The sequence below is a fragment of the Achromobacter sp. D10 genome, assembly GCF_035282245.1.
GTDB classification, from domain to species: domain Bacteria; phylum Pseudomonadota; class Gammaproteobacteria; order Burkholderiales; family Burkholderiaceae_B; genus Achromobacter; species Achromobacter insolitus.
The window spans coordinates 710,174-736,955 of record NZ_JAYJLE010000004.1; the positions used below are offsets into that span (position 1 = coordinate 710,174).

Consider the following 26,782-nt stretch of genomic DNA (forward strand, 5'->3'; position numbering starts at 1 on the left):
CCCGCGCATTGCCCATCCCTGCGAGATACGACGTTGCTATGCGCGTTCAGGCGCCGGGCTGCGCAACACCAGCATCAGTCCCAGCAGGATCGCCCCCAACCCGCCCAGACTCAGCACCGATAGGCGATTGCCGAGGATCAGGTAGTCGAGGACGGCCGTGCCGGCGGGCACCAGATAGAACAGGCTTGTGACGTTGACGAGGTTGCCCGCCTGGATCATGCGGTAGAACAGCAAGGTCGCGCCGACCGAAATCACCAGGCCCATCCAGATCAACGGAATGACAAAACCCGCCACCCACTCCACCTGGATCGGCTGGAACGGGACAAACAGCAGACACAGGGCCAGGCTGACCGCATACTGCAATGGCATGACGTCCATCGGTGCCTGGCGTACCCGCTTCTGAAGAATGGCCCCGACCGTCATGCAAAGCAGCGCCGCGAGTGCGCTGACCATGCCCGTCACTGAAAAGCGCGCCATGCCTATGCTTTGCGAAACCACCATCACCAGCCCACACAAGGCCAGCAACAGGCCGGCCAGGCGCGGCGGTGAGTAGCGCCGTTCCATGACGGCAAGCGTCATGATGGGCTGCGCGCCCAGCAACGTTGCCAGCACCCCTGGCGTGATGCCATGGTCCAGCGCCAGCAAGTAGCAGATGGAATAGCCCCCAATGAGCAGCAAGCCAGTGGCCGCCACGGTGAGGCGTGTGCCGGGTTCGGGCAGCCAGCGCCGCCGCCACGCGCAGACCAGCAGCAGCACGGCAAGGGCCAAGGTGAAGCGCAGCAGCAAAAAGCCGAAGGCGGAGGCGTGAAACAGCCCCCATTTGGCGAAAATCGCGCCGCCGCTCCACAGCAGCACGAACAAGGAAGTGGATCCGTAAGCGGTCCACGCGTTTCTATCGGAAGACATGAGGTTTCTACCTGTCGGTGTATTAACAGGCTCCGGCCCCGTCCGCGCAGGCGGACGCAAACGCGCAAGACGGACGCAATCGCGTCAAGACGTCAGGCGAATCGCTTCAGGAAGGGGCTGGAGTCGCGTCGCGGACGGCGTCAGCCGACGACGACCGCGGAAGGCGGATATGCGCCCGAGACCACGCCGCAAGGCGGCGCGACCGGCGGCGATACCACCGTGGACACGACAGGAGAAAAACCGGGGGAAACAGCAGAGTGCCGGGACGCCTCGCGCGCGCGATCACCCGCTGCAACGGCAGCGGCGGCGAAGTCGGCGTGAGGCGTGTGGGAAGGCATGGGGCGTAGCCTACCGGCTGCGCGCAATGCGGTCAAGCGATGCGCCGCTGCTCCACCCCCATATCGCGCCATGCTTCGCCGTGGCACGTGAACATCAGGATCTGATGCCGGGTGGCGGCGTCGAACAGCGCGCGCTTCATGAAGTCGCGCCGCGCATCGTCCGTGTGGACGAGCGCGTCGTCCAGCAGCAGCAATGTCGGCCGCCCGGCTTCGCGCAACAGGTCCGCGTAGGCGAAGCGGGCCAGGATCCCCAGCTGTTCCCGGGTGCCAAAGCTGAGGGCGGACAACAAGTCCTCGCCGCCACCGCGGCGCAGCGCCGTGGGTAGCAAGGCATCGTCCAGCCTCAGGTCTGCCTCGGGAAACAGCAGTGCCAGATAATGGTTCAGCCTGCTCGCCAATGGCGCCTGCAGGCGCTGCGTGGCGGCCGCGCGCTTATCCGCCAACAATTTCTGCAAGAGTTCGAGGGCGGCTGCGCGGCGGGAAAAATCTGCCCGACGGCGTTCCAGGCGTTCGCAGGCGGCCTCGGACTCTGACAGGCGTTCGCCCAGGCCTTGCGCGCCCGCCTGATCGAGTTTGCCCTGCAATTGCAGGATGTCGCCGTGGCGCTTGTGTTGTGCATCGCGCTCAATGGCGGCGGACTTCTCGTAGCGCAGCACGTCCTGTTCGGCGAGTTCGGGACGATGGCCGGCCAAGGCGGCCTGCGCCGCATTCACTCGGCGTTCCAGCTCGTCGTGGCTGCTGCGCGCTTCCGCGAGACGGCCTGCGCGGGCCTGCCGTTGGGCCTCGCGCTCGGACGAGCGCAGATCCGCACTGCGGGCGGCGGCCTGGCCTTCCAGCAATTGGGCTCGTGCACTGTCGGCATCCAAGGCGCGCTGCGCCGCGGCCAGCGCGCTCTCGGCCTGCGCGGATACGGTCTCGGCCTGGCGCAGGATCTGCAGCGCAGCGGGCAGATCGCCGCCGTCCGTGTCCGCCAAGGGCGGCAGTTTGTCCAGGCGTTCTTGCAGCTGCGCGCGCCGCGCGAGCGCATCGTCGCGTTGGCCGCGCAGGACGTCCACGCCTTTGGGCGCATGAATGCCCAGCGTCTTGCGCATGCCGTCCAGCTCGCGCAGCAAGGCGCCGTGGCGGGCATGACGTTGCTCCGCCAGTGCCAGCGATTCGACACCCAGTCGATTGAGCAAGGCCGAGCAGGCCTGCCCTGCCGCGTCGATTTCGCGCTTCAGGGCGGGCAGGTCCTTGCCGCCAGGTTCGATGCGAAAACGTCCGACGCCCGGCAAATCAAGCTCGGCCGCCGCGGTCAGCAACACTTCATCCGCCCCGCTCAGGACCCGGCCGTCCAACCGCGCCTGGCCGCCGGCTTCCAGTTGATAGGAAAGGCGCGTGGCGCTGGCCTGCTGTTGCAACTGCAGATTGGCCAGCTCGCGTTCGCATTTGCGCAACGCCTCGATGTCGGCATCGGCGATCTCGATCCGCATGGTCTCCGCCTTCAGCGCGGAACCTTGCTCGATCAGCGCGGTGACTTCTTTCAACGCGCCATCCAGGCGGTCGATCTCCGTGCTGAGCTGGACCCATTGATGTTCCAGGTCGCGCCGGTCGGCCACGGCCTGCACGGCTGTGACGCGCTGGCGCGCCGCGTCCACCGCGGCTGCATGCGCCTGCCGCTGCTGTTGCGCGCGCGCCAGGGGTTCGCGGGCGGCATCAACGCGGGCGCGAGCGGTGCGAGCCTCTTCGGCCAACGCCTGAAGTTCGGCCTCGTCCTGCTGGTCGCGCCGGACCTGATCCTGCAACAGCGCCAGCGTCTGCGCCGCTTGCGCCTGTTCGCGGCGCAAGCCTTCGAAGGCCTCGCGCTCCTTGGCCAGAGCCGCCAGACGCGCACGCGCCTCGGCCGCCTTGGCCTCGAAATCCTTCCAGGGCTCTTCGAGCTGGGCGCGCTCATGGTCGCGCCGCAACTCGGCCAAGCGGTCCACGTCCGCATTCAGTTGCGTCATGGCCCGCGCGCATTCGTCTCGTTCCGCGGCGGCGCGCGCAAGCGCGTCCTCGACTTCCTTGTACGCGCCCTTGGGGCGGCCGTTGCGCGCGTCCAGCAGCGCGCCGCGCTCGGCGGCCACGCGTTCATACAAGCGGTCCCCATCACCGGAAGCGAGTTCGCCGGACAACTGGGTCAATGCATCGCGCAGATGCGCGCCCGCATAACCGGCCGCTTCCTGCAGGTTTTGGCCATCGCCCTGCTGAATCCACAACAGGCCTGGTATGCCCGCCAGATCCGGCTTGCTCTGGCCGCGCCCGGGCAACTCGAAGCCCAGCAGTGCGGCCAACGCGTTCTCAGCCTCTTCGCCGTCCAGACGCTGCGCGCCGCCGTCGATCAGCAGTTCGCAACGGGCGCGGGACAGGAACTGCTTTTTCAGCACGTAACTGTGCCCGGCGTGCGTGAATTCCAGTTCCACGCTGGGCCGCGCGCCGGATTCGCCATGCGGCGCCAGGTCGGCGACTTTGCTGGTGCTGTAGCGTTCAAGAAAGGCGGAACGGATCGCCGCGGCGACGGTACTTTTGCCGGCCTCGTTGGGCCCCACGAACAGGTTCAGGCCGCCCTGCAGCCCATCCAGCACCATGGGCTGGCGGAATTTGCGGAACTCTTCCAGGGCGATGCGCGAAAGCTTCATTTGACGGCTCCCGACGCCGCGCTTTCCCTCTGGAAACGAAGCAGTAGCCGCAAGGCCTCGCCGGCTACCGCGGCTTGGTCCGGATCCGTCTGCAACGCCTGCAATTGCGCCGCCACCTCGCCCACGTAGCCGCTGGCGCGGAGTTCCGCGAGATCGGCCTCGTCGGGCTCCAGCAGCAAGCCCGACAGGTCCGGCAGCAACGCCCGCACCTGGGCGGCCGCCTGGTCCACGGCGCCCTGCAAAGCTTCCCAGGTTTCCATGTTGACGTGCCCTTGCACATCCAGGCGCAACACGTCCTCGGCGCGCAGTTCTGCCAGGCGCGCGGCCAGCGCCTGCGCGTCCGAAGGCAGGCTCAGCGTTTCGGACCACGCCAACCAGCGGTACTTGCCCGTCGGAACCCGCTCGACGAGGGGCACGGCTCCTGGCCCGTCGATACGCACATGGAGGGCATAACCGGGCTCGTTGCCCCGAAAGCGATCCTGTTCCGGCGTGCCGGCATACCAAGTGTGTTCATCGATGGCAAGGCAGCCATGCCAGTCGCCCAGCGCCAGGTAGTCCAGGCGCGCGCGCGATGCGCGGTCGGCAGCGATGGGGTTGGTGGCGTCTATGGTGTCTGGCAGGCGGCCGGCCACGCTGCCGTGCGCCAGGCCAACGCGGATGCGGCCGGTCTGCGTTTCCATCGCGTCGAAGGCCTGCGTCACGTCGTCATAGGTATGGCGTTGCGTCAATGGCGCGACCAGCACGGCGAGGTTGGCGCTGTCCAGATCCACCACGCCGCTGCGCAGCGGCACATGCACGTTGGATGGAATGCAGCCCAGCTGCGCCGCCCTGCTCCACACGCTCTCGGCGAGCGCCGCATCATGGTTGCCGGCGATCATGACCCACGGCCCGGCGTATGCCGCCATGGCGCCGAACAAGCGGCGTATCGTCCGGTCCGAGACGCCCTGGGTATCGAAAACGTCGCCCGCCACCAGCACGGCGTCCACGCCGCGCTCGGCGGCCAGCGTCGCGATGCGGGCGACGACATCGAAGCGGGCCTCGGCCAGTATGGCGGCGTCTTCGGTTTCAAACTGGCCGTACTGTCGGCCGATCTGCCAGTCGGCGGTGTGCAGGAAATGGGTCATGCGGGCCATTGTAGATGGCCCGTGCGCGGGATCGGCGGCGGAGTCGGGAAGAATCGCCGCCGGCTTGCCGCAAGCAGGATCAGGCGCTCTTGCCGTCCAGCACCAGCGATTGATTGGACGCCGCCTTGCGGTCATAGCGGGACAAGCCCAGGCCGTCCGTGCGGATGGCGGGGCGCTGACCCATGACCAGATCGGCCACCAGCTTGCCGGAACCGCAGGCCATGGTCCAGCCTAGCGTGCCATGGCCGGTGTTCAGGTACAGATTGCCGTAGCGGGTCGCGCCCACCACCGGCGTGCTGTCCGGCGTCATGGGACGCAGGCCGGTCCAGAATTCGGCCTGGGCCACGTTGCCGCTGCCCGGGAACAGATCGTTGACGACGAGTTCCAGCGTCTTGCGGCGCGCTTCCTTCAGGCGCAGGTCGAAGCCGAGCGGGCCTCGGCCAGTATGGCGGCGTCTTCGGTTTCAAACTGGCCGTACTGTCGGCCGATCTGCCAGTCGGCGGTGTGCAGGAAATGGGTCATGCGGGCCATTGTAGATGGCCCGTGCGCGGGATCGGCGGCGGAGTCGGGAAGAATCGCCGCCGGCTTGCCGCAAGCAGGATCAGGCGCTCTTGCCGTCCAGCACCAGCGATTGATTGGACGCCGCCTTGCGGTCATAGCGGGACAAGCCCAGGCCGTCCGTGCGGATGGCGGGGCGCTGACCCATGACCAGATCGGCCACCAGCTTGCCGGAACCGCAGGCCATGGTCCAGCCTAGCGTGCCATGGCCGGTGTTCAGGTACAGATTGCCGTAGCGGGTCGCGCCCACCACCGGCGTGCTGTCCGGCGTCATGGGACGCAGGCCGGTCCAGAATTCGGCCTGGGCCACGTTGCCGCTGCCCGGGAACAGATCGTTGACGACGAGTTCCAGCGTCTTGCGGCGCGCTTCCTTCAGGCGCAGGTCGAAGCCGGACAGCTCGGCCATGCCGCCCACGCGGATGCGCTTGTCGAACCGCGTCACGGCGATCTTGTAGGTTTCGTCCAGGATGGTCGAGACCGGCGCGGCGGACTCGTCCGTCATGGGAATGGTGAGCGAGTAGCCCTTGACCGGGTATACCGGCAAGTCCAGGCCCAGCGGTTCCAGGAAGCCGCGCGTGTAACTGCCAAAGGCGGCGACATAGCGATCCGCGGTTAGCACTTCGTTGCCCACGCGCACGCCGGTAATCTGGCCGCCGGCCGTGTTCAGGCCCGACACCGCCTGGCCGAAGCGGAACTCCACGCCCAAGCCCTTGGCCATTTCGGCCAGGCGCGTCGTGAACAGTTGGCAATCGCCGGTTTCATCGTTGGGCAGACGCAGGCCGCCCGACAGCTTGTGCAGCGAACGCGCCAGCGCCGGCTCGGCCGTCACCAGGCGGTTGCGGTCCAGCAGTTCGTAAGGCACGCCCACTTCTTCCAGCACGGCGATATCGCGGCGGGCGGCTTCCAGCTGGGCCTCGGTGCGGAACAGCTGCAGGGTGCCGCGCGCGCGCTCTTCATAATGGATGCCGGTGGATTGGCGCAATTCGCGCAGGCAGTCGCGGCTGTACTCCGACAGGCGCAGCATGCGCTCTTTGTTCACCGAGTAGCGTTCCGCCGAACAGTTGGCCAGCATGGCCGCCATCCACTTCAGCTGGTACATGCTGCCGTCCAGGCGAATGGCCAGCGGCGCGTGCTTCTGGAACAGCCATTTGATGGCCTTCAGCGGAATGCCTGGCGCGGCCCAAGGCGTGGAATAGCCCGGAGAAACCTGGCCGGCGTTCGCGTAGCTGGTCTCCTGCGCCGCCGACGGCTGGCGGTCCAGCACCGTGACTTTGGCGCCCTGGCGGGCCAGATAATAAGCGGTGGTGGTGCCGATGACGCCGCTGCCGAGGACGATGACGTGCATGATTCTTTCCGATGATTGGTTTTGTTCAGGAATTTCGGTAGTCTATGGGCCTCTCAGCAGTGAAAAGCACTGAAGATTTTTCTTTGACAGTGCTTTTTCTCGGGACCATCCCGTTTTTCCACCGCCAAAAGTGAAATGCGCGAGCTAGACCGTATCGACCTGAAAATCCTGGATATCCTGCAGCGGGAAGGCCGCATTTCCGTCACCGAACTGGCCGACCGGATCAGCCTTTCCGCCACCCCCTGCTCCGACCGCATCAAGCGCATGGAGCGGGAAGGCGTCATCACGGGTTACCATGCGCGCGTCAACCCGGCGGCGCTGGGCAAGAACCTGCTCGTCTTCCTGGAGATCAAGCTGTCGGCCAAATCGGGCGACGTCTTCGACAAGGTCAAGAAAGAGCTGCTGTATGTGCCCGAAGTCATGGAATGCCACCTGGTGTCCGGCGACTTCGATTACCTGGTCAAGGCCCGCCTGACTGAAATGAATGAATACCGCCGTCTCCTCGGCGAAATCCTCAAGCGCCTGCCCGCGTCTGCCGAATCCCGCAGCTACGTGGTCATGGAGGAAATCAAGGAGACCCTGTACCTCCCCGTGGACCGCTAGCGCCGCCGCAGCGGGCCGCACGCCGTTTGTTACCGGCCGATCCGGCGCTGGCTGCTATGCTGGCGGCCCCTCGGCGCGTGCCATTGCCGCGTAATCCGACCCTAATTTATTTGCCTATGTCCATGACTCGCCTCTACAAGTACTTCTTCCGCGGATTGATCACCGTCCTGCCGCTGGCGCTGACGATCTACCTGCTCTATATCTTCCTGGCCTGGACCGAAGCCGTGGCGCTGACGTTCCTGCGGCCCTTCATCGGCGGGTTCTATGTACCCGGCATGGGCCTGGCGCTAGGCATATTGGGCATTCTCGCCATCGGCTACCTGGTGTCCAAAGAGCGCGTGCAACGCGTGCTGGTGCTGCTGGAAATGCCGTTCACCAACCTGCCGGTGGTCAAGAGCATCTACTCTTCGCTGAAGAGCTTCGCGGATTATTTCTCGCCCAGCTCCAAGAATACCGCCCAGCAGGTCGTGATCCTGCGCGTGCCGGGCCAGCAGATGGAACTGGTGGGCCTGGTCACGCGCCGCAACATGGAAGGCCTGCCTGAAGGGTTCACCCAGGGCGAACGCGTGGCCGTGTACCTGCCCATGGGTTACATGATTGGCGGCTACACGGTGTTCGTGCCGCAAGAATGGGTGCAGCCCATCCAGATGTCCGTGGAAGAAGCCATGCGCTCCTCCCTGATCGCCTGGATGGCGCGCGCCGAAACCCCCAACAACACCAGCCGCCCGCCCGCTCAGGAACCTCCGGCCGATGCGCCGGGCGGCGCCCCGGGCGGCAGCCAGCCCTGAACGTCCCCTCTCCCCCTACGACAGACACGATATGTCCATTATTGAATTCACGCTGGCCGAAGGCAGCCCATATATAGAAGTCAACCAGCTGCTCAAGGCCACGGGCGTATGCGACAGCGGTGGCGCGGGCAAGATGCTCGTGGCCGAAGGCCACGTCAGCGTGGGCGGCGTGGTGGAAAGCCGCAAGACGGCAAAGATCCGCGCCGGGCAGATCGTCACCTGCGGCGACGTGCGCATCGTCGTGCGCGCTTCTGGCTCCGGCGGCCAGGACGCCTGAAGCCCTTTCACCACAGCAACCCCGCGAGCCGCCATGAAATTCAAGATGTCCCAGAACTCCATCTTTGCCGTGCTGTTGCGCTCGCCGTGGTGGATGAGTGCCGGCGTCGCCGTGTTGCTGTCGGCGGCGGGCTTCGCAGCGCTGCCCTTGGAGTACGCGGCAATGGGCGTATTCGCGGCGGTGCCGTTCGCAGTCATCGCCATCATGGCGGCCTACAAACAGCTGCGCTCACCCTCGAACGCGCGGGTGCAAGCGGTGGCCGAGGCCGCGGCCGGCATGTCGTGGGCGGATTTTTCGCGCACGGTTGAAGCCGGATTCCGCCGCGATGGCTGCGAAGTGCAGCGCCTGCAGCTGCCCGGCGCCGACTTCGCGCTGAGCAAGGACGGCCACGTCGCCCTGGTCAGCGCCAAGCGTTGGAAAGCGGCCCGCGTCGGCGTCGAGCCCCTGCGCGAGCTGCAGGCCACACGCGAAAAACGCGGCGCGCGCGAAGCCATCTACATAGCGCTGGGCGAAGTCTCGGACAATGCGCTGCAGTACGCCCGGTCGCAGGGCGTGTCGCTGATGACCGCGCCGGAACTGGCCAAGCTGCTGCGGGACCTCAAACCATAAGCCGAGCACGGCCATGAGCTACCGCCTGCTCGCCGACCTCGTGCTCATGGTGCACGGCCTCTTCGTTGCCTTCGTGGTGTTCGGCGGCTTGCTGGCGCTGTGGAAGCGTTGGATCGCCTATCTGCATTGGCCGGCGCTGGCCTGGGGCGCGCTGGTGATAGGCATGGGCTGGATCTGCCCGCTGACGCCGCTGGAGATTTCCCTGCGGCAGCAGGCCGGCCAGCAAGGCTATGCCGGCGGCTTCATCGAACACTATCTGCTGGGGCTCATCTACCCCGAAGGCATCACTCGCAAAACGCAGATCGTGCTTGCCGCGCTGCTGATCGTGGGCAATATCGTCATCTACACGCTGTGGGCCAGGCGCGGCCGGCGCCGGCCGGCCTAGGGGCCTGGCGCCACCGCCCCTACAGACTACGGGCGATGACCAGGCGCTGGATGTCGCTCGTGCCTTCATAGATCTGGCACACGCGCACGTCGCGGTAAATGCGTTCCACCGGAAAATCCTTCAGGTAACCGTAGCCGCCCAAGGTCTGGATGGCGGCGGAACATACCTTCTCGGCCATTTCGGAAGCAAACAGCTTGGCCATGGACGCTTCGGTCAGCGCCGGCCTTCCGGCTTCGCGCAGCGCCGCCGCATGCAGCACCATCTGGCGCGCCGCGTGTATCTGCGTTGCCATGTCGGCCAGGCGGAAGGAAACCGCCTGATGCTCCATGATGGGTTTGCCGAAGGCCTGCCGGTCGCGCGCGTAGTCTCGCGCGCATTCGAATGCCGCGCGCGCCATGCCGACGGATTGGGAGGCGATGCCGATGCGCCCGCCCTCCAGGTTGGACAAGGCGATCTTGTAGCCCTCGCCTTCCGCGCCCAGCCGGTAGGCGGCCGGGATACGCATGTCCTCGAACGCGATCTGGCAGGTGTCCGAAGCATGCTGGCCCAGCTTGTCCTCCACCCGCAGGACTTTGTAGCCCGGAGTGTCGGTAGGCACAATGAACGCGGAAATGCCGCGCTTGCCTGCTTCGGGGTCGGTAACCGCAAACACGATCACGACCTGGCCGCTACGCCCGGAGGTGATGAACTGTTTGGCACCGTTCAGTATGTAGTCGTCGCCGTCGCGGCGCGCCCGGGTATGCAGGCTGCTGGCATCCGACCCCGCCTGGGGCTCGGTGAGCGCAAAGGCGCCAATGTGCTCGCCGGTCGCGAGCGGCCGCAGGAACTGCTCTTTTTGCGCGTCGGTGCCGAACTTCAGGATGGGCATGCAGGCGACCGAGTTATGCACGCTCATGATGGTGGAGCAGGCCCCGTTGCCGGCCGCGATCTCCTCCAGCGCGACCGCATACGAGATATAGCCGCTGTCATTGCCGTCCCACGCCTCTGGCACCAGCATGCCGAAGAAGCCCAGCTGCGCCATTTCGGCGATGGCGTCGGCGGGATAGTGATGTTCGTGGTCCCAGCGCTCCGAGTTGGGCGCCAAGCGCTCCTGCGCAAAACGGCGCGCCATTTCCTGAACGCTTTGCTGTTCTTCCGTCAAAAGCATGCCTGTCTCTCCTGGGTACGGTGGCGGCCGTTGCTCGGCCTGCTCTGTTCTGCGAGGTCGGGCCCGGCCCGCGGGCGCCGCATGAACGCCAGGATACACCGCGGCAGGCCCGGCCAGCACGCGCTGGACGCCACCGTGGGCGGGCCTACTCGCGCGGCGCGTCCTGCTCGGAACGCTGACGCGCGGGACCGCTGGCGCGGCTCAGGTTGTACGCCGTGTTCACCAACCCGATATGGGAGAAGCCTTGCGGGAAGTTACCCACCAGGCGACGCCGGCCGACGTCGTATTCCTCCGCCAGCAGGCCCAGGTCATTGCGCAGGGCCAGCAACCGTTCGAACAGGCGTTCGGCGTCGTCGATCCGGCCCTGCATGACGTAGGCGTCGGCCAGCCAGAAGCTACAGGCCAGGAACACCCCTTCGTCTCCGGGCAGGCCGTCACTCGCATGCTGAGTGGAATAGCGCAACAACAGGCCGTCGCGCAGCAGCTCGCGCTCGATGGCGCGCACCGTGCCAGTCACGCGGGGATCGTCGGCGGGCAGGAAACCCACTTGGGGAATGAGCAACAGGCTGGCATCCAGCTCGTCCGATCCATAGCTTTGTACGAAGCTGCCGCGGGCCGGGTTGTAGCCGTGTTTGCAGATGTCCGCGTGGATGCGGTCGGCAAGGCGCTGCCACTCGTCCTGCGGCCCGCGCAGCCCGAAGCGCACGCAGGACTGCACCGCGCGGTCGAACGCCACCCAGCACATCAGCCGCGAATGCGTAAAGGCGCGGCGTTCTCCCCGCACCTCCCAGATGCCATGATCCAGTTCCTTCCAACGGTCCCGCAAAGGCTCCAGCAGCACATTCTGGAGCCGCCATGCTTCGGCCAGCGGCGCAAGGTCCGCCGCCCGCGCGGCATAGAGGGTTTCGATGAGTTCTCCGTAGACATCCAACTGGCTCTGGCCAGCGGCGCCGTTTCCGCGGCGCACCGGCAGGCTGCCCTCGTAGCCCGGCAACCACGGGATCTCCAGTTCGGGCAGCCAGCGCTCGCCTGCAATGCCGTACATGATCTGCAGTTGATCGGGGTGGCCGGCCACGGCCCGCAACAGCCATTGGCGCCAGGCCTCGGCCTCCTCCCGGTAACCGGCATTGAGCAATGCATACAGGGTCAGCGCCGAATCGCGCAGCCAGCAATGCCGGTAATCCCAGTTACGAGTGCCGCCCAGCGCCTCGGGCAGCGAGGTCGTAGGCGCGGCGATGATGCCGCCGGTGGGATGGAAGGTCAGCAGCTTGAGGGTGATCAGCGAGCGCACCACGGCGTCGCGCCGTTCGTCGCCCCCCTCCCAGCGGCAGCGTTTGGCCCATTCCTGCCACCAGGAGATGGTGCGGTCCATGCTTTCCACGCGGTCAGGCACGAAGTGCGGCGTGCGGTGCGACCGGTGATAAGAGAGCGTGAACGGCACCACCCGGCCCGGATGCACGGTGAAGCGCGCCGTGGTAGTCAGTTCGTGTCCGGCAAGATCCACCGGCGTGTGCAGTTCCACCGCGTCCGGGCCGGCGATGGCGCTCAGGCCGTAGTCGCGCCGGCGCACCCAGGGCACGGCCTGCCCGTAGTTAAAGCGCAGCACCATCTCCATGTCCATCTGCACGTGCCCGGATTCGCCGCGCACGATGCGCACCACGTCGGCGCGCTCGTCGTCGTCGCTCAAGGGCATGAAGTCGTACAGCAGCGCCGTGCCCGAACTGGTTTCGTAGCGCGTTTCCAGCACCGCCGTGTCGGGCACGTAGCGGCGCGACACCGTGCAGTTGCGCGCATGCGGCGCGATGCGCCAATGTCCGTGCCGCTCGTCTCCCAACAGCGCGGCAAAGCATGCGGGGGAATCAAAGTGAGGCAGGCACAGCCAGTCGATGGATCCGTCGCGCGCCACCAACGCGGCCGACAGCATGTTGCCGATCAATCCGTAGTCTTCCAGCGGCTTGGACATGGCTTTGCACGCGGGCCCTAGCCCGCCCCCCGGAATTCGGGATACAGCGTCATGCCGCCGTCGACGAACAAGGTCGTCCCGGTAACGTAGTCCGAAGCGTCGCTGGCCAGCCATACCGCCGCGCGCGCCACATCTTCCGGCTCGCCGATGCGGCCATAGGGGATCAGCTTCAGCAGCTTGGCGAGGCTTTCAGGCGTATCCCACGCCGGCTGGTTGATGGCGGTGCGTATGGCGCCTGGGGCAATGGAATTGACGCGTATCCTGGCGGGCGCCAACTCCTGGGCCAGGGATTTCATCAGCATGGAAACGCCGCCTTTGGACGCCGCGTAATTCACCTGGAATGCCCAGGGAATGACCTCGTGAACCGAACTGATGAAGAGGATATTGCCCAGGGCCACCCCCTGGCGCGCCGGGTCCGGCGGCTGCGACTGGAACACCCTGGCCGCGGCGCGGGCGCAGAGGAAATGCCCCGTGAGGTTCACGTCGATGACGCGCTGCCAATCCGCCAGCGTCATGTCCGCAATGGGTGATGCGTGCTCGATGCCCGCATTGTTGACCAGGATGTCGAGCCGGCCGTAGTGCTGAAGCGCCTGCGCAAACAGGTGATCCACCTCGGCCTCCTTGGCGATGTCGGCGGCTGCGGTGACGGCGGTCCCGCCCTGGCGTTGTATTGCCTCGGCGACCGCCGCCGCGCGCCCCTGGGAATCGCCGCCCGCGCGATGGTTGATCAGCACTTGCGCGCCAGCCGCCGCCAGCGCGATCGCGGTGGCCCGGCCGATGCCGGAGGATGCCCCTGTCACCACGGCCACCCGGCCGCGCAGTTCCGTCGCGTGCTGCATGCCTGCCTCCCTGGCGACCGCTACGCATCGAGGCCGGCCGCCGCGTGTAGAAAGTCCAGGGTAGTACCGCGGACGGGTTCCATGCAACCCATCGCCCTGCGTGCATAATGAAGGGCATGCCGGCCCGCGCTCCTCTTGGAAGAATGGGCTTCGACTCTCTACGCCCCCCCATCCCGGAGACACCGTGCTGGATCCGATACTTGCCGAACTCTCGACCGCCCTACCGCAGGCCAAATCAGTCGAACAACTGACGCGTCCGCTGCTGGACATGCTGGGCGCAGTGACCGGTCTGGAATCCACCTATCTCACTTCCATCGACCTGAAGGCGGATCTTCAGCACATCCGTTACTCGCGCAATGCGGGACAACTACAGATTCCCGAAGGCCTGTCCGTGCCCTGGGACGACACGCTGTGCAAGCGCGCACTGGACGAAGGACGCATGTGCACCAGCGATGTCTCCAGCTGCTGGCCGGATTCCGACGCGGCGCGGCAACTGGGCATACAAACCTACCTGAGCGCGCCGGTGCGCTCGGACGATGGCGTCCTGTTCGGCACGCTGTGCGCCGCCAGTGCCGGGCGGCACCAGATCGAGCCGCAGGCGGAATCCGTGCTGAAACTGTTCTCCAGCGTCATCGCCGGCTTTCTGGAACGCGAAATGCTGATGGAGCAACTGCATGCGGCCAATGTCCAGCTCATGTCCTATGCGCTGACCGACGCGCTGACCGGCCTGCCTAACCGCCGCGCTATCTATGAAGCGCTGGATCGGCTGCAGGCACGCGCCATCCGCGAAGGCGGCAGCGTGCTGGTGGGCGTCATCGACCTCGACGGCTTCAAGGGCATCAATGACGTGTACGGCCACCAGCACGGCGACCTGTTCCTGCAGGAAGTGTCGCGCCGCATCGCCGCCGCCCTGCGCGGCTCGGACATGCTGGGACGGATAGGTGGCGATGAATTCGTGCTGATCGGCCCGGGCCCGGCCCTGGCCTTGGGTGACGGGCCGCATGGCGGCCACGGCGCCGCCGCCCAACGCGGCGATGCGGAAGAAGCCGCGCGCTCCCTCGAAGAGCGCGCCACCGCGGCCACGGTCGGGCGCTACCAGCTGGGCGAACATGTCGTGCCCTACGAGGGCGCCAGCGTCGGCGTCGTCGCATTGGACCCCAACGGCCTGGACGCCGAGGCCGCCGTCCGCCTTGCCGACGCCCGCATGTACGAAGTCAAGCGTGCGCGCAAGACGGCGCGCGTCATTCACTAGCGGCCGAATGCGGCACTCCTCAGGCTGCGGCGGGCGCCACCGCGGCGCCTTGTATGCCATGGCGGAGCAAGGCGTTTCCGACAAAACCGCTGGCCTTCATCTCTTCAACAAAATCCGCCAGCGCCTTCATGGCCTGCGCACCGCGGCTCCTGGGCGCACCCATGGCCTGGCGTATGGTCATGAAGCTGCCGGGCAACAGCCTCAATCCCGGGAGCCGCCTGGCATCTGCCTCCAACTGCTGCAGGACGCCCGCTGCCACGTCTGTGCCCTCGGCGAGAAACGTGTCGACCACGGCAGGCGAGGTAGGTGCGCGCGTGATGGTCGCCCGCTTCAGTTCACGGGTCAGATACAGGTCGTATGCGCTGCCCTGCCCCACGGTGACGCGATGCCCTCCGCGATCGACCTCGTCCAGTGTGCGCAACGGAGAATCCTCGCGCACCAGGTAGGCGCCCTGGATCAGGACATAGGCGTCGGTAAACGCAATGCCGGTGGCGCGCAAGGGATCGATGGCGAAAAAGCCGATGTCGGCGTCTTCCCGCGTCACGGTCTCCACGGAAGCCCCGGCGCTGTCCAGCACGACCAGGTCCAGGGGGACGTCGAGCCGTTGCGCGAAGGCGCGCGCCAGATCCACGGAAACGCCCGCCGGCGCGCCTGACGCGTCGCGCCCCGCGAGGATGGGATTGCCCAGGTTGATGGAGGCTCTCAGCCGGCCGGTCGGCGCAAAGGTCGAGACTAACTTCGGGTTCAGATGCATGGGTGTGTACACAGGTTGGAGATCATGAGTTGCGTCGGTTCAGGATGCCGCCGCAGCAGAGGTCAATGCGCGTCGGCTCCAGCGTGTCGCCAAACCAGGCGTTGAGCGCCGCGTGGCGTTCGCCGACGTAGACGGGCCGCCCCTCCGGGTCGAGCTTCATGCCCAGATCATGGCCCGGGACCAGCAGCGTTCCGGGGGCTTGGCGCCACAGTGCCCAGATGCGAGCCAACGTGGCGCGGCTGGCGTCCATGTCGGCGGTATCGTTGACCGTGCCCGAAAGCAGTTCGGCCCGGTTCTTTGCAGCATCGCCGGTGAACAGAACGGTTTGCCGGCCATCGTCGACATAAAACAGCAAGTGGCCCGGCGTATGCCCGGGCGACGCTATCGCCCGCAGGTGCGGCAGGAATTCGTCCCCATCGCGGATGCGCCGGACACGTTCCGATGAGGCCAATTCGCGCACGTACAGCTCGGGCAGCGGATTGAACCCGGCGGGCTGGGCTGCGGCCCAGGCGAGTTCGAGTTCGCCGATCCAGACGGTGGCATTGGGAAACAGCGTGAAGTTGACCGCGTGGTCGTAATGCGCATGCGTCAGCACCACGTCGGTGACATCTGCAGCGCCGACCCCGCAGCGGCTCAGGTGCTGGCCCAGCAGATGGCGCACCCCGAAGGCGCCGACGTCGACCAGGATGTTGCGGCCGCCGCCCCGCAACAGCGTGGTGGTGCTCCAGCCCAATCCGCCATGGCACAACGAGCGTCCCGGATAGCCTTGTATCAATACCTCGATGTCGTACATGGCCTACTCCGCCTGAACATGGGCATCCGCGATCAGCTTGCGGTAGCGCTGCAGGTCTTCCTGGATGAGTCGCGCGAACTCCTGGGGTGTGCCGGCGACGATTTCATTGCCGCCTTCCGTCTGGAGCTTCTGGATCACGTCTGGCTGCCGGGCGGCCTTTACCACTTCCTCGTGCAGGCGCGACAGGATCGCGGGATCGGTGCCGGCCGGCGCCAACAAACCCTGGAACTGCGTGACCACGAAATCCTTGTAGCCCAGTTCCTCCATCGTCGGGATGTCCGGCAGCCCTGGCGCGCGTCGCGGGCCGGTTACCGCGTAGCCGCGCAGCTTGCCGGAACGCAGATGCGGCGTCGCGGTCACCACCGTATCGAAAGTAAAGCTCAATTGGCCGCCTAGCACGTCGGTCAGCGCCTGCGCATTGCCCTTGTAGGGAATATGCGCAAGCTGGGTCTGCGTCGTCACCGCCAGCAGCTCGCCCGCCAGATGCCCACCCGCCCCCACGCCCGCCGAGCCATAACTCACCTGCCCCGGCTTGGCGCGCGCCGCGGCAATCAGGTCGTCGACGCTGCGTATCGGCGATTGCTGTGGCACAACCAAGACGTACTGGTAGCTGGTGATCTGGCTGATCGGAGCGAGATCCGCGACGGGATCGTAGGGCGTCTTCTTGTAGAGCGAGGGATTCACCACCAAGGGCCCGCTCGCATCCAGCAGCAGGGTATAGCCGTCAGGCGCCGCCTTCGCGACAAAATCGGTGCCTATCATGCCGTTGGCGCCCGGCTTGTTCTCCACGACAAAGGTTGCGCCCATGCTGACCGACAGCTTTTGCGCGATCACGCGGGCGGTAATGTCCGCCGCGCCGCCCGCGACATAAGGCACGATCACGCGCACCGGCTTGCTGGGGTAGCCCGACGCCAACACTGCGCCCCCGGCCACCATGCCCAGCACTCCCGCCATCATGGCCGCGACTACGGCTCTGTATTTCATGTCTGTCTCCGAAATGCTGTCACCCGCCCGTATCAGGCCGGCAGGGAATCCGCATGGCGGCGCAACAACGCCAGGACCTCGGCGTCCAGCGCGACGCCCTGCTCCTTCTGGCGCGCCATCTTCGCCAGTTCAATTTCGCCGGGCTGGATGACCGGGCGCGCGGGATCCGCCGGCGCGCTGCCATGCAGGATCTGCGCGAAGTCGGCCATGCGCCGAGCCAGCCATTGCGTCGAACCCAGCTTGCGCGTATCGATCAGCAGGAAAAAGTGGCCGAGGTTCTGCGGCTGATCGGGCGCGTCCACCCACGACTTCACATGCGTCAGATATGCCGCGTTAGACAGCAAGCCGGCGAACAGGTCGACCATCAAGGCCAGGCCGTAGCCCTTGTGCCCGCCGATGGGAAGCAGGAAGCCGTCGAGCGCATCTTTAGGACTGGTTGTCGGCTGGCCCGCCGCGTCCGTGGCCCAGGTGTCCGGAATCTGTTGCCCGGCTTTCAGGGCATTGCGGATCTTGGCGCGAGCCACCACGCTCATGGCCATGTCCAGCAGAAAGTGCGTTCCCTCCGGGTTGGGCACGCCAAAGCCGATAGGGCTGTTGCCCACGCGGGCATCGGTCCCGCCCCAGGGCGCAATGGTGGTGGTGGCATTGCTGCCGATGATGCTGGCGTAACCTGCTTGCGCCGCAATCAAGCCATAAGGAGAGATGGGGCCGAAATGGTTGCTCTGCCGGGCGAACGCCATGCCGACCCCGCACTCGCTGGCGGCCTGCATGGCGGCGCGCAGCGCGTGCATGCCGACCAGGGGCCCGACGCCGTTGTCGCCATCGACCAGGCACAGGCCGGGCGCGGGGCGCTCCACCTGAATGCGGGCGCGAGGATTGATGCCGCCCACCTGCAGGCGCTCGCCGTACGATTCGATCCGGCTCAGGCCATGGGTGGACAGGCCGAACAGGTCCGCCAGCACCAACACCTGGACGACGTCGGCGGCGTCCTGGGCAGGCAGCCCCAGGCTTTCGAACGCGCGTACGCCAAGCTGGGTCAGCTCCTCTTCGGCGATAAGGATCGGGTCTTGCTTTTGGCTACTCATGGCAGTGCATCTCGGATGGGAATGGGAATACGTGGAAAGGGATCATTCGGCGGACAGGCGGGCGCTGCGCACCACCTGCCCCCAGCGCTTCTCTTCGGTGTCGATGAAGGCGGCAAATTCGGCCGGTCCGGCGCCGGACGCCTCGCTCGCGTCGTGCGCCAGGCGTTCGCGCACGGAATCGGTCTGCAGTGCCTTGAGCGCGGCCTGGTGCAGACGCTCGATGACGGGGGCCGGCGTGCCCGCAGGCGCCAGCAGGCCGAACCACTGCGAGCTTTCGAAACCTGGATAGCCCTGCTCCGCCACCGTGGGCACATCGGGGAGCACGGACAGGCGCCGTGCCGACCCCACCGCCACGATGCGGATCTTGCCCGCCTGGGCGTGCGGCAGCAGTCCAGGCGTGCCGGCCGCAGCGGCGTCGATGTTGCCCGCCAGCAGATCGGTCACCTGCGCGCCCGTGCCTTTGTAGGGCACGTGCACGACATCGATCCCCGTCGCCGTCTTGAGCATTTCGAACGCCAGATGGCCCGCGCTGCCGTTGCCGGCGGACCCGTAGTTCAAGGCCCCTGGCCGGGTGCGAGCCAACGCCACGAATTCAGGCAATGTGGACGCCTGCACCTTGCCTCCCACCGCGAACACCATGGGCAGCTTCGCCAACAGGACGATAGGGGCAAAGTCGCGGCGTGGGTCATAGGGCAATTTGGACACCATGGAGGGGTTGACCGCCAGCGTTCCCACATGGCCCAGGATGAGGGTGTAGCCGTCGGGCGCGGCCCGCGCCGCTTCGACCGTGGCAATCATCCCCTGCCCGCCTCCCTTGTTTTCGACGATGACCTGCTTGCCGAGATCCCGCGACATCTCCACGGCCACGGCGCGCGCCACCACATCCGAACTGCCGCCAGGACCGTAAGGCACCAGCAGGCGGATCGGGCGCTGGGGCCAGTCTCCGCCCTGCGCCCGGGAGGCCGGCGCCGAAAGCGCCATCAATGACGCGCAGGCAAGCGCGAAGGCAAATTGCCGGCGTGGACGGCGGACCCGAATCATGAGTTTGTCTCCTGTATGTGCCGCGCTCAAGGCGGCTTGGGAGACATGATGCGCAGCGCGCACAATAGAGTAAAGTGCAAAAATTAGATCAATTTTTGACGAAAACGCATGAAATTCGATTTGGCGGATTTGCGCGCCTTTCTTGCCGTTGCCGATCTCGGCAGTTTCCGCGCCGCGTCGGAAGCCCTGCATCTATCGCAGTCCGCCCTGTCCCGCCGCGCCGACAAGCTGGAAGCCGCGCTGGGTGTACAACTTTTGACACGCACCACCCGCAAAGTCGAACTGACGACCATAGGCCGCGGCTTCGTGCCGCGCGCACGCAATGTGCTCAATGAACTGGAAAGCGCCTTGGTCGGCATACAGGACGTCGCGGAGCGCCTGTCCGGCCTGGTCACCATCGCGTGCGTGCCATCCGCGGTGGCCTATTTCCTGCCCGGCGTGATCCGCAGCTATCACGAGCAGTACCCTCGCATCCGCATCCGGATCATTGATGAATCCTCATCCCAGATCCTGACTGCGGTCGCCCGCGGAGACGCCGATTTCGGGCTCACTTATATTGGCGCCAACGATGCCGACATCGAATTCAAGCCCTTGCTGGAAGAGCCGTTCGTGGCGGCTGTCAGCCGCCAGCATCCGTTCGCTGCCAGGGATTCGGTGACCTGGGCGGATCTGGACGCCTATCCGTATATCAGCCTGGCTCAGGGCAGCGGCAACCGCTTCCTGATAGACCAGGCGCTGGCGCACACCGGCGTGCGGCCCCGCCATTTCTGCGAAGTCCAGCACGTGCCGGCGCTGGTCAGCATGGTCGAGGGGGGCCTGGGAGTGGGCGTGGTGCCGAGGCTGGCCATGCCCGCCGGCGAACACGCCGACCTGGTGAGCGTGCCGCTGCGCGAGCCCGCCATTACCCGGACCATAGGATTGATCCATTGCCGGGGCAAGGAAATCAACCCCGTGGCCAAGCTGTTCTACGACCTGCTGGCGGCTCGGGTCGGAGAGCGCCAGGATGCTTGAGCGGTGATTCCCTGACCGGAGGCCAGCGCGGAAAAAACGCCGCTGAAAGTGCGGCGCTTTTCCCGTAAGGTGCCCCGCCTTACCTCACCTTCCCCTGCTTCCAGGCGTCCAGCAGCTTCTCGTAGGCGATGGTTTCGCCCTTGGGCTTTTCGTTGGCCAGCTTCTTCCATGGCGCATGCTGGTCCGACAGCCACTTGCTGGGATCGCTCTTGGGATTGAGCTTGGGCGCGCACTGCGCCATCCCTGCCCGTTCCAGGCGCGCCATCACCTGGTCCATTTCATTGGCCAGGTTGTCCATGGCGGCCTGCGGGGTCTTTTCGCCCGTGACTGCGGTGGCGACGTTCTTCCACCACAGCTGCGCGAGCTTGGGATAGTCCGGGACGTTGTTGCCAGTGGGCGTCCAGGCCACGCGCGCCGGGCTGCGGTAGAACTCGATCAGGCCGCCGTAGTTCGCCGCGTTCTTGGTGAAGAACTCGCTATTGATGTCGCTGTCGCGGATGAACGTCAGGCCGGTGATGGACTTCTTCAGCGACACCGACTTGGACGTGACGAACTGCGCATACAGCCAGGCGGCGGCAAGCTTGTCGGGATTGGTGGACTTGAAGAAGGTCCACGAACCCACGTCCTGGTAGCCGTTCTGCATGCCATCCTTCCAGTACGGGCCGTAGGGCGACGGGGCCATGCGCCACTTCGGAGTGCCGTCGTCATTGACGACCGGCAAGCCCTTCTTGGTCATGTCGGCCGTGAAGGCCGTGTACCAGAAGATCTGCTGGGCGATCTGGCCCTGGGCGGGTACGGGGCCGGATTCCGAAAAGGTCATGCCCATGGCCTGCTGCGGGGCGTACTTCTTCATCCAGTCCACGTACTTGGTCAGGGCATAAACGGCGGCCGGGCTGTTGGTGGCGCCGCCGCGCGCCACCGAGGCGCCCACCGGCGTGCACTTGTCGTCGGCCACGCGTATTCCCCACTCGTCCACCGGCATCCCGTTGGGCAGCCCCTTGTCGGCGGCGCCGGCCATGGACAGCCACGCGTCGGTAAAGCGCCAGCCCAGGGACGGGTCCTTCTTGCCGTAGTCCATGTGGCCGTAGACCTTCTTGCCGTCCAGTTCCTTGACGTCGTTGGAGAAGAAGTCGGCGATGTCCTCGTAGGCGGACCAGTTGGTGGGCACGCCCAATTCGTAGCCGTACTTGGCCTTGAATTTGTCCTTCAGGTCCTGGCGGGCGAACCAGTCGGCCCGGAACCAGTACACGTTGGCGAACTGCTGGTCGGGCAGCTGGTAGAGCTTGCCGTCTGGCGCCGTGGTGAACTTGGTGCCGATGAAGTCCTTGAGGTCCAGGTTGGGATTGGTCCATTCCTTGCCCGCGCCGGCCATGTAGTCCGACAGCGGCAGGATGGCGCCGTAGCGGTAGTGCGTGCCGATCAGGTCGGAATCGGAAATCCAGCCGTCGTAGATGGACTTGCCGGACTGCATGGAAGTCTGCAGCTTCTCGACCACGTCGCCTTCCTGGATCAGGTCGTGGTTGACCTTGATACCCGTGATCTCGGAAAAGGCCTTGGCTAGCGTCTTGGACTCGTACTCGTGCGTGGTGATGGTTTCGGACACCACGCTGATTTCGTTCACCCCTTTAGCCTTGAGCTTGGCGGCGGCGTCGATGAACCATTTCATCTCGGCCATCTGCTGGTCCTTGGACAGCGATGAAGGCTGGAACTCCGAATCGACCCACTTCTTCGCTTCCGGCTCGCCGGCCCAGGCCGCCGTAGTCCCGATCAGGGCGATAGCGGCCGCCATGGCGTGCATGCGCAATTTCATGACCTGTCTCCTCGATAAATCTTCCCCATCATGTGCTGCGGACCGCTGGCCGGGGAAGACGCTGGCCGATAGTCCTTACCAACCGCTTGAATATGCAAGGGGTCTTGCGCCCCTCTTCAGCCCTTCCTCATAATGAGCGCCAGCAGCAGCATGGATGCAATAAAGCTGATCCACACCGATGGCGGCTCGTCCAGTGAAAACCATTCCGTCGCCTTCTGCCCGAATCCCAGGAATGCCAGGTTGAGCCAGGCCGCGGCCATCAGGCCGATGAAGAGGCGGTCGCCGCGGGTGGTGCGCAGGGGCAAAAAGCCCTTGCGCTCGGCCGTGGGCGATTTCAGTTCCCACACCGTCATGCCCACCAGCATCAGGACGATGCAGGAGAAAAACACGGCGACGGGCGTAGTCCATACCATCCAGCTGAACATGATCGCGCTCTCCCGGAATCCCTTGCCCTACACGCGGCCCATCGCGAAGCCCTTCGCGATGTAGTGCCGCACGAACCAGATCACGATGCCGCCCGGCACGATGGTCAGCACGCCCGCCGCCGCCAGCACGCCCCAGTCCATGCCCGAGGCCGACACCGTGCGGGTCATGGTGGCGACGATGGGTTTGGCGTTGACCGAGGTGAGCGTGCGCGCCAGCAGCAGTTCCACCCAACTGAACATGAAGCAGAAAAATGCCGCCACCCCGACCCCTGACTTGATCAGCGGCAGGAAGATGGTCAGGAAAAAGCGCGGAAAGGAATAGCCGTCGACGTAGGCGGTCTCATCGATTTCGCGCGGCACGCCAGACATGAAGCCTTCCAGGATCCACACCGCCAGCGGCACGTTGAACACCAGGTGCGCCAGCGCGACCGCCAGATGGGTGTCCATCAGGCCGAAGGAACTGTAGAGCTGGAAAAACGGCAGCAGGAACACCGCGGGCGGCGTCATGCGGTTGGTAAGCAGCCAGAAGAACACATGCTTGTCGCCGATGAAGCGGTAGCGCGAGAACGCATAGGCAGCGGGCAAAGCCACCGCCAGCGAGATCACGGTATTGATGACCACGTAGATCAGCGAATTGATGTAGCCGGAGTACCAGGCCGGATCGGTAAAGATCGTGCGGTAATGCTCGAAGGTGAAGTCGCGCGGCCATAGCGTCAGGGTGCTGACGATCTCGGTGTTGGTCTTGAACGACATGTTCAGCATCCAGTACAGCGGCAGGATGGCAAAGACCAGGTACAGAGTCAGGAAAACGCCGCGCCACCACGAATTTTTTTCACGCATTTGCGCGCTCCTCGTCGAAGCCGCCGGTGGTGCCGGCGCGCTGCATCCAGTTGTAGAGGATGAAGCACAAGAGCAGGATGATCAGGAAATAAATGATGGAGAAGGCGGCGGCGGGCCCCAGGTCGAACTGGCCGACCGCCTTCTGCGTCAGGTATTGCGACAGGAAGGTCGTGGCGTTGCCGGGTCCGCCGCCCGTCAGCACGAAAGGCTCGGTATAGATCATGAAGCTGTCCATGAAGCGCAGCAGCACCGCGATCATGAGCACGCCGCGCATCTTGGGCAGCTGGATATAACGGAACACCGCCAGGCGCGACGCGCCGTCGATGCGCGCCGCCTGGTAATAGGCATCGGGAATGGCCCGCAGCCCCGCGTAGCAAAGCAGCGCCACCAGCGGCGTCCAGTGCCAGACATCCATGATCAGCACCGTGACCCAGGCGTCGACGTCGTTGCCGGTGTAGTTGTAGTCCACCCCCATCCAGGACAACGCCGCGCCCAGCAGGCCGATATCGGTGCGCCCGAAGACCTGCCATATGGTGCCGACCACGTTCCAGGGGATCAGCAGCGACAGCGCAATGATCACCAGCACCGCGGACGCGCGCCAGCCGCTGGCGGGCATCGACAGCGCCAGCAGGATGCCCAGCGGGATCTCGATGGCCAGGACCGCCAGCGAAAAACCGATCTGGCGCAGCAAGGCGCCGTGCAGTTCCTCGTCCTGCAGCACGGCCGCGTACCACTCGGTGCCGACGAAGACGCGGCGCTCGGGAGAAATGATGTCCTGCACCGAGTAGTTGACGATGGTCATCAGCGGCAGGATGGCCGAGAACGCCACGCACAGCACCACGGGCAGGACCAGGAACCAGGCCCGGTGATCTATGGGTTTCATCGGATCAGCTCCTCGTCGCGATAGAAGCACGTGTGCGGATTCAATACCGACAGCCAGACCGTGCCGCCGACCGCGGCCGGCACGATGTTGCTGCCCAGCCGGGCCCGTACCGGCGTGCCCTCGAAATCCGCGACCAGCAATGTGTACGTGCCCACGTCCTGCACCCGCTCCACGCGCATGGCCAGGGCGCCGGGCGCGCCCGGCTCGGCGATGCGCAGGTATTCCGGGCGCACGCCCAGCTTCACGGGGCCCACACCAGTCAGCCTGGCCGCAACCGTTTCCGGCAAACCGCCGATACGGCTCCTGCCGACCTCCAGCCCGCCGTCGCGCCATTGCGCCGGCAGGAAGTTCATGCCGGGCGAGCCTATGAAATGGCCAACGAATGTGTGCGCCGGCCGCTGGAACAGATCATCCGCCGTCCCGACCTGCACGGCCCTGCCCCGCGCCATCACCATGACCTCGTCCGCGAAAGTCAGCGCCTCGGTCTGGTCGTGCGTGACGTAGATCAGCGTCAGTTTGAACTCATGGTGGATTTCCTTGAGCTTGCGGCGCAGCTCCCACTTGAGCTGCGGATCGATAACGGTCAGCGGTTCGTCAAAGAGGATGGCCGACACCTCGCTGCGCACCAATCCGCGCCCCAGCGAGATCTTCTGCTTGGCGTCGGCCGTGAGCCCGCTGGCGCGCCGGTCCAGCACCTGGGACATTTCCAGCATTTCAGCGATGCGGCCGACGCGCTCGCGGATGAGCTTGGGCGCCATGCCGCGATTGCGCAGCGGAAACGCCAGGTTCTCGGCCACCGTCATGGTGTCGTACACCACGGGAAACTGGAACACCTGGGCGATGTTGCGCGCCTGCGGCGTCTTATCCGTCACGTCCTGGCCGTCGAACAGGATCCGGCCGTGCGACGGCCGCAACAAGCCCGATACGCAATTGAGCAAAGTGGTCTTGCCGCAACCGGATGGTCCCAGCAAGGCGTAAGCCCCGCCGTCCCTGAAAGTGAAGGCCAGCGGCAGCAGCGCATAATCCTCGTCGGTCTTGGGGTCCGCGACATAGGAATGCGACAGGTCCAGCTCGATCTGCGCCATCAGGCCGCCTCCCCCGCGCCCGCCGGCTGCCGCGGCGCAGCCAGCAGTGCGCCGTCAGAGCCGAAGGCATAGGTCTGCGCCGGATCGAAGTACAGCTGCACGCGCTGGTCCAGCGTATATCGGTGCACACCGGGCAGTTGCGCCACCACATCGCCCGCCGCGGTCTGCGCGTGTACGAAAGTGTCGGACCCGGATATCTCGGCCAGCTTCACGATTCCGGGCAGGACGAGGTGGCCCGGCCGTGGCTCCACGTCCAGGGCGCCGGCACGCAGGCCGGCCGTGATTTCCGTAGCGGCGCCCTGCGGCAGCGCGCGTGTCACGGCCAGGTCGCCTTGCAGCACGAAGCCCGAATCGGTGCGCCGGGCACCGAACAGATTCATGGGCGGATCGCTGAAGGCACGGGCCACGCGTATGGAATTGGGCCGGTGAAAAACCTCGGCCGTGGGCCCGTATTGCAGCAGCTCGCCGGCATCCAGTACCGCCGTGTGGCCCCCAAGCAACAAGGCTTCGCCCGGTTCGGTGGTGGCGTAAACAACCGTGGAGCGCCCTTCGGCGAACAATTCGGACAGTTCGTCGCGCAATTCCTCGCGCAGCTTGTAGTCCAGGTTGACCAGGGGTTCGTCCAGCAGGATGAGCGGCGCGTCCTTTGCCAGCGCCCGGGCCAGCGCCACCCGCTGCTGCTGCCCGCCAGACAGCTCGGAGGGGTAGCGTTCCAGCAGATGGTCGATGTGCAGCCGCGCCGCCATGGCGCGCACTTTTTCACCGATGTCCGCGGCCCCGCGCAGCTTGAGCGGCGAAGCGATGTTGTCGTAGACCGACATGGACGGGTAATTGATGAACTGCTGGTAGACCATGGCGACGTTGCGTTGCCGTACCGGCACGCCGGTCACGTCGGCGCCATCGGCTATCACCCGACCTTCGGTGGGCCGGTCCAGCCCGGCCATGATGCGCATCAGCGAGGTCTTGCCCGCCAGGGTGGCCCCCAGCAATACCGTCATGGCGCCCTCGACAGGGGCCAGGCTCATGGGATACAGGTGGATCTGCGAGCCTGCCCGCAAACCTATCCCGTCCAAGTTCAGCTGCATCTGGTCTCCTCTACCTACTTATACGTCCCTGTTTCTTACGGCGGACTTCGGTATTCGGTACAGCGGCTCGGCCTGCATTCATGCGAACAACAGGATGAGCATACTCTTTCAGATAGCTTTCGTTTTTTGTGCGTTTTACTCAAGAAGCGAACAAAAAACAATCTTGCAGCGCGTCATTATTTTTCGCTTTTGTTG

Annotated in this window: 26 protein-coding genes and 1 pseudogene; 7 read left to right on the top strand and 20 right to left on the bottom strand. The window is 65.6% G+C overall.

Going from position 1 to position 26,782, the window contains the following annotated elements; genetic code table 11:
• Window positions 1-36: 36 nt before the first annotated feature.
• From VCS63_RS15530 to VCS63_RS15555, 6 genes and pseudogenes are all read right to left on the bottom strand, one after another.
• Window positions 37-906, bottom strand: a complete 870-nt coding sequence (locus VCS63_RS15530) for a DMT family transporter (protein WP_323880270.1) — start codon at window positions 904-906, stop codon at window positions 37-39.
• Between the two features lie 140 nt (window positions 907-1,046).
• Window positions 1,047-1,244, bottom strand: coding sequence for a hypothetical protein (locus VCS63_RS15535; protein ID WP_238913351.1), 198 nt, complete (start codon window positions 1,242-1,244; stop codon window positions 1,047-1,049).
• Between the two features lie 32 nt (window positions 1,245-1,276).
• The gene (locus tag VCS63_RS15540; RefSeq protein WP_323880271.1) at window positions 1,277-3,901 is read right to left on the bottom strand and encodes an AAA family ATPase; all 2,625 of its coding nucleotides are present in this window, start codon (window positions 3,899-3,901) and stop codon (window positions 1,277-1,279) included.
• Entirely contained in the window at window positions 3,898-5,025 is a 1,128-nt protein-coding gene (locus VCS63_RS15545; protein WP_323880272.1) for a DNA repair exonuclease, read from the bottom strand. The genes VCS63_RS15540 and VCS63_RS15545 overlap by 4 nt, the downstream gene beginning before the upstream one ends.
• A gap of 79 nt (window positions 5,026-5,104) precedes the next feature.
• A pseudogene (locus tag VCS63_RS15550) lies at window positions 5,105-5,452 on the bottom strand (FAD-dependent oxidoreductase); the annotation flags it as partial.
• Window positions 5,453-5,626: 174 nt separating this feature from the next.
• Complete coding sequence (locus tag VCS63_RS15555; RefSeq protein WP_042793760.1) at window positions 5,627-6,928, bottom strand: D-amino acid dehydrogenase; 1,302 nt, start codon at window positions 6,926-6,928, stop codon at window positions 5,627-5,629.
• Window positions 6,929-7,063: 135 nt separating this feature from the next.
• Here VCS63_RS15555 and VCS63_RS15560 point away from each other — a divergent pair, with 135 nt between their 5' ends.
• The 5 genes from VCS63_RS15560 (at window position 7,064) to VCS63_RS15580 (ending at window position 9,590) form a co-directional block, all read left to right on the top strand.
• Complete coding sequence (locus VCS63_RS15560; protein WP_042793761.1) at window positions 7,064-7,531, top strand: winged helix-turn-helix transcriptional regulator; 468 nt, start codon at window positions 7,064-7,066, stop codon at window positions 7,529-7,531.
• A 122-nt stretch (window positions 7,532-7,653) separates the two neighbouring features.
• Complete coding sequence (locus tag VCS63_RS15565) at window positions 7,654-8,319, top strand: DUF502 domain-containing protein (RefSeq protein WP_042797088.1); 666 nt, start codon at window positions 7,654-7,656, stop codon at window positions 8,317-8,319.
• 31 nt (window positions 8,320-8,350) lie between these two features.
• Entirely contained in the window at window positions 8,351-8,596 is a 246-nt protein-coding gene (locus VCS63_RS15570) for an RNA-binding S4 domain-containing protein (RefSeq protein ID WP_042793762.1), read from the top strand.
• A 33-nt stretch (window positions 8,597-8,629) separates the two neighbouring features.
• Window positions 8,630-9,205, top strand: a complete 576-nt coding sequence (locus VCS63_RS15575) for a restriction endonuclease (protein ID WP_042793763.1) — start codon at window positions 8,630-8,632, stop codon at window positions 9,203-9,205.
• A gap of 13 nt (window positions 9,206-9,218) precedes the next feature.
• A complete protein-coding gene (locus VCS63_RS15580; RefSeq protein WP_076813757.1) occupies window positions 9,219-9,590 on the top strand; it encodes a DUF2784 domain-containing protein in 372 nt (123 codons plus the stop codon).
• A gap of 19 nt (window positions 9,591-9,609) precedes the next feature.
• Here the strand turns inward: VCS63_RS15580 and VCS63_RS15585 are convergent, their stop codons facing one another.
• From VCS63_RS15585 to VCS63_RS15595, 3 genes are all read right to left on the bottom strand, one after another.
• A complete protein-coding gene (locus VCS63_RS15585; RefSeq protein WP_042793765.1) occupies window positions 9,610-10,737 on the bottom strand; it encodes an acyl-CoA dehydrogenase family protein in 1,128 nt (375 codons plus the stop codon).
• Window positions 10,738-10,882: 145 nt separating this feature from the next.
• On the bottom strand, window positions 10,883-12,700 hold the full coding sequence (locus VCS63_RS15590; protein ID WP_149064474.1) for a glycoside hydrolase family 15 protein: 1,818 nt from the start codon (window positions 12,698-12,700) through the stop codon (window positions 10,883-10,885).
• Window positions 12,701-12,717: 17 nt separating this feature from the next.
• Complete coding sequence (locus VCS63_RS15595; RefSeq protein WP_278486590.1) at window positions 12,718-13,539, bottom strand: glucose 1-dehydrogenase; 822 nt, start codon at window positions 13,537-13,539, stop codon at window positions 12,718-12,720.
• 187 nt (window positions 13,540-13,726) lie between these two features.
• Between VCS63_RS15595 and VCS63_RS15600 the strand changes: the two genes are divergently transcribed.
• Complete coding sequence (locus VCS63_RS15600; RefSeq protein WP_323880339.1) at window positions 13,727-14,791, top strand: sensor domain-containing diguanylate cyclase; 1,065 nt, start codon at window positions 13,727-13,729, stop codon at window positions 14,789-14,791.
• 19 nt (window positions 14,792-14,810) lie between these two features.
• Here the strand turns inward: VCS63_RS15600 and VCS63_RS15605 are convergent, their stop codons facing one another.
• From VCS63_RS15605 to VCS63_RS15625, 5 genes are read right to left on the bottom strand one after another with little or no spacing between them, the layout of a single operon-like run.
• Window positions 14,811-15,545 carry an ABC transporter substrate-binding protein gene (locus VCS63_RS15605; protein WP_042793769.1) on the bottom strand — a complete coding sequence of 245 codons (735 nt, stop codon included), beginning with the start codon at window positions 15,543-15,545 and terminating at the stop codon, window positions 14,811-14,813.
• 22 nt (window positions 15,546-15,567) lie between these two features.
• A complete protein-coding gene (locus VCS63_RS15610; RefSeq protein WP_042793770.1) occupies window positions 15,568-16,338 on the bottom strand; it encodes an MBL fold metallo-hydrolase in 771 nt (256 codons plus the stop codon).
• A gap of 3 nt (window positions 16,339-16,341) precedes the next feature.
• Complete coding sequence (locus VCS63_RS15615) at window positions 16,342-17,322, bottom strand: Bug family tripartite tricarboxylate transporter substrate binding protein (protein ID WP_063640110.1); 981 nt, start codon at window positions 17,320-17,322, stop codon at window positions 16,342-16,344.
• A 32-nt stretch (window positions 17,323-17,354) separates the two neighbouring features.
• On the bottom strand, window positions 17,355-18,407 hold the full coding sequence (locus tag VCS63_RS15620; protein WP_042793771.1) for an Ldh family oxidoreductase: 1,053 nt from the start codon (window positions 18,405-18,407) through the stop codon (window positions 17,355-17,357).
• Window positions 18,408-18,449: 42 nt separating this feature from the next.
• Complete coding sequence (locus tag VCS63_RS15625) at window positions 18,450-19,448, bottom strand: Bug family tripartite tricarboxylate transporter substrate binding protein (RefSeq protein WP_063640109.1); 999 nt, start codon at window positions 19,446-19,448, stop codon at window positions 18,450-18,452.
• Between the two features lie 108 nt (window positions 19,449-19,556).
• Between VCS63_RS15625 and VCS63_RS15630 the strand changes: the two genes are divergently transcribed.
• Window positions 19,557-20,459 (top strand): LysR family transcriptional regulator, encoded by a 903-nt coding sequence (locus VCS63_RS15630; RefSeq protein ID WP_323880276.1) that lies wholly within the window; start codon window positions 19,557-19,559, stop codon window positions 20,457-20,459.
• Window positions 20,460-20,538: 79 nt separating this feature from the next.
• On the opposite strand, the gene VCS63_RS15635 is transcribed toward VCS63_RS15630, so the two are convergent.
• From VCS63_RS15635 to VCS63_RS15660, 6 genes are all read right to left on the bottom strand, one after another.
• A complete protein-coding gene (locus VCS63_RS15635) occupies window positions 20,539-22,269 on the bottom strand; it encodes an ABC transporter substrate-binding protein (RefSeq protein ID WP_042793774.1) in 1,731 nt (576 codons plus the stop codon).
• 116 nt (window positions 22,270-22,385) lie between these two features.
• Window positions 22,386-22,694 (bottom strand): DUF2160 domain-containing protein, encoded by a 309-nt coding sequence (locus VCS63_RS15640; RefSeq protein WP_042793775.1) that lies wholly within the window; start codon window positions 22,692-22,694, stop codon window positions 22,386-22,388.
• A 27-nt stretch (window positions 22,695-22,721) separates the two neighbouring features.
• A complete protein-coding gene (locus VCS63_RS15645) occupies window positions 22,722-23,534 on the bottom strand; it encodes a carbohydrate ABC transporter permease (RefSeq protein WP_042793776.1) in 813 nt (270 codons plus the stop codon).
• The gene (locus tag VCS63_RS15650) at window positions 23,527-24,417 is read right to left on the bottom strand and encodes a carbohydrate ABC transporter permease (RefSeq protein WP_042793777.1); all 891 of its coding nucleotides are present in this window, start codon (window positions 24,415-24,417) and stop codon (window positions 23,527-23,529) included. Before VCS63_RS15650 ends, VCS63_RS15645 begins: the two co-directional genes overlap by 8 nt.
• Window positions 24,414-25,502, bottom strand: a complete 1,089-nt coding sequence (locus VCS63_RS15655) for an ABC transporter ATP-binding protein (RefSeq protein ID WP_323880278.1) — start codon at window positions 25,500-25,502, stop codon at window positions 24,414-24,416. The genes VCS63_RS15650 and VCS63_RS15655 overlap by 4 nt, the downstream gene beginning before the upstream one ends.
• Window positions 25,502-26,587, bottom strand: coding sequence for an ABC transporter ATP-binding protein (locus VCS63_RS15660; RefSeq protein WP_042793779.1), 1,086 nt, complete (start codon window positions 26,585-26,587; stop codon window positions 25,502-25,504). Before VCS63_RS15660 ends, VCS63_RS15655 begins: the two co-directional genes overlap by 1 nt.
• Window positions 26,588-26,782 lie beyond the last annotated feature (195 nt).

Coding starts and splice junctions, on each gene's coding strand:
- VCS63_RS15530 (WP_323880270.1), bottom strand. CDS start 906: ATGTCTTCCGATAGAAACGCGTGGACCGCTTACGGATCCACTTCCTTG.
- VCS63_RS15535 (WP_238913351.1), bottom strand. CDS start 1,244: ATGCCTTCCCACACGCCTCACGCCGACTTCGCCGCCGCTGCCGTTGCA.
- VCS63_RS15540 (WP_323880271.1), bottom strand. CDS start 3,901: ATGAAGCTTTCGCGCATCGCCCTGGAAGAGTTCCGCAAATTCCGCCAG.
- VCS63_RS15545 (WP_323880272.1), bottom strand. CDS start 5,025: ATGACCCATTTCCTGCACACCGCCGACTGGCAGATCGGCCGACAGTAC.
- VCS63_RS15555 (WP_042793760.1), bottom strand. CDS start 6,928: ATGCACGTCATCGTCCTCGGCAGCGGCGTCATCGGCACCACCACCGCT.
- VCS63_RS15560 (WP_042793761.1), top strand. CDS start 7,064: ATGCGCGAGCTAGACCGTATCGACCTGAAAATCCTGGATATCCTGCAG.
- VCS63_RS15565 (WP_042797088.1), top strand. CDS start 7,654: ATGACTCGCCTCTACAAGTACTTCTTCCGCGGATTGATCACCGTCCTG.
- VCS63_RS15570 (WP_042793762.1), top strand. CDS start 8,351: ATGTCCATTATTGAATTCACGCTGGCCGAAGGCAGCCCATATATAGAA.
- VCS63_RS15575 (WP_042793763.1), top strand. CDS start 8,630: ATGAAATTCAAGATGTCCCAGAACTCCATCTTTGCCGTGCTGTTGCGC.
- VCS63_RS15580 (WP_076813757.1), top strand. CDS start 9,219: ATGAGCTACCGCCTGCTCGCCGACCTCGTGCTCATGGTGCACGGCCTC.
- VCS63_RS15585 (WP_042793765.1), bottom strand. CDS start 10,737: ATGCTTTTGACGGAAGAACAGCAAAGCGTTCAGGAAATGGCGCGCCGT.
- VCS63_RS15590 (WP_149064474.1), bottom strand. CDS start 12,700: ATGTCCAAGCCGCTGGAAGACTACGGATTGATCGGCAACATGCTGTCG.
- VCS63_RS15595 (WP_278486590.1), bottom strand. CDS start 13,539: ATGCAGCACGCGACGGAACTGCGCGGCCGGGTGGCCGTGGTGACAGGG.
- VCS63_RS15605 (WP_042793769.1), bottom strand. CDS start 15,545: ATGCATCTGAACCCGAAGTTAGTCTCGACCTTTGCGCCGACCGGCCGG.
- VCS63_RS15610 (WP_042793770.1), bottom strand. CDS start 16,338: ATGTACGACATCGAGGTATTGATACAAGGCTATCCGGGACGCTCGTTG.
- VCS63_RS15615 (WP_063640110.1), bottom strand. CDS start 17,322: ATGAAATACAGAGCCGTAGTCGCGGCCATGATGGCGGGAGTGCTGGGC.
- VCS63_RS15620 (WP_042793771.1), bottom strand. CDS start 18,407: ATGAGTAGCCAAAAGCAAGACCCGATCCTTATCGCCGAAGAGGAGCTG.
- VCS63_RS15625 (WP_063640109.1), bottom strand. CDS start 19,448: ATGATTCGGGTCCGCCGTCCACGCCGGCAATTTGCCTTCGCGCTTGCC.
- VCS63_RS15630 (WP_323880276.1), top strand. CDS start 19,557: ATGAAATTCGATTTGGCGGATTTGCGCGCCTTTCTTGCCGTTGCCGAT.
- VCS63_RS15635 (WP_042793774.1), bottom strand. CDS start 22,269: ATGAAATTGCGCATGCACGCCATGGCGGCCGCTATCGCCCTGATCGGG.
- VCS63_RS15640 (WP_042793775.1), bottom strand. CDS start 22,694: ATGTTCAGCTGGATGGTATGGACTACGCCCGTCGCCGTGTTTTTCTCC.
- VCS63_RS15645 (WP_042793776.1), bottom strand. CDS start 23,534: ATGCGTGAAAAAAATTCGTGGTGGCGCGGCGTTTTCCTGACTCTGTAC.
- VCS63_RS15650 (WP_042793777.1), bottom strand. CDS start 24,417: ATGAAACCCATAGATCACCGGGCCTGGTTCCTGGTCCTGCCCGTGGTG.
- VCS63_RS15655 (WP_323880278.1), bottom strand. CDS start 25,502: ATGGCGCAGATCGAGCTGGACCTGTCGCATTCCTATGTCGCGGACCCC.
- VCS63_RS15660 (WP_042793779.1), bottom strand. CDS start 26,587: ATGCAGCTGAACTTGGACGGGATAGGTTTGCGGGCAGGCTCGCAGATC.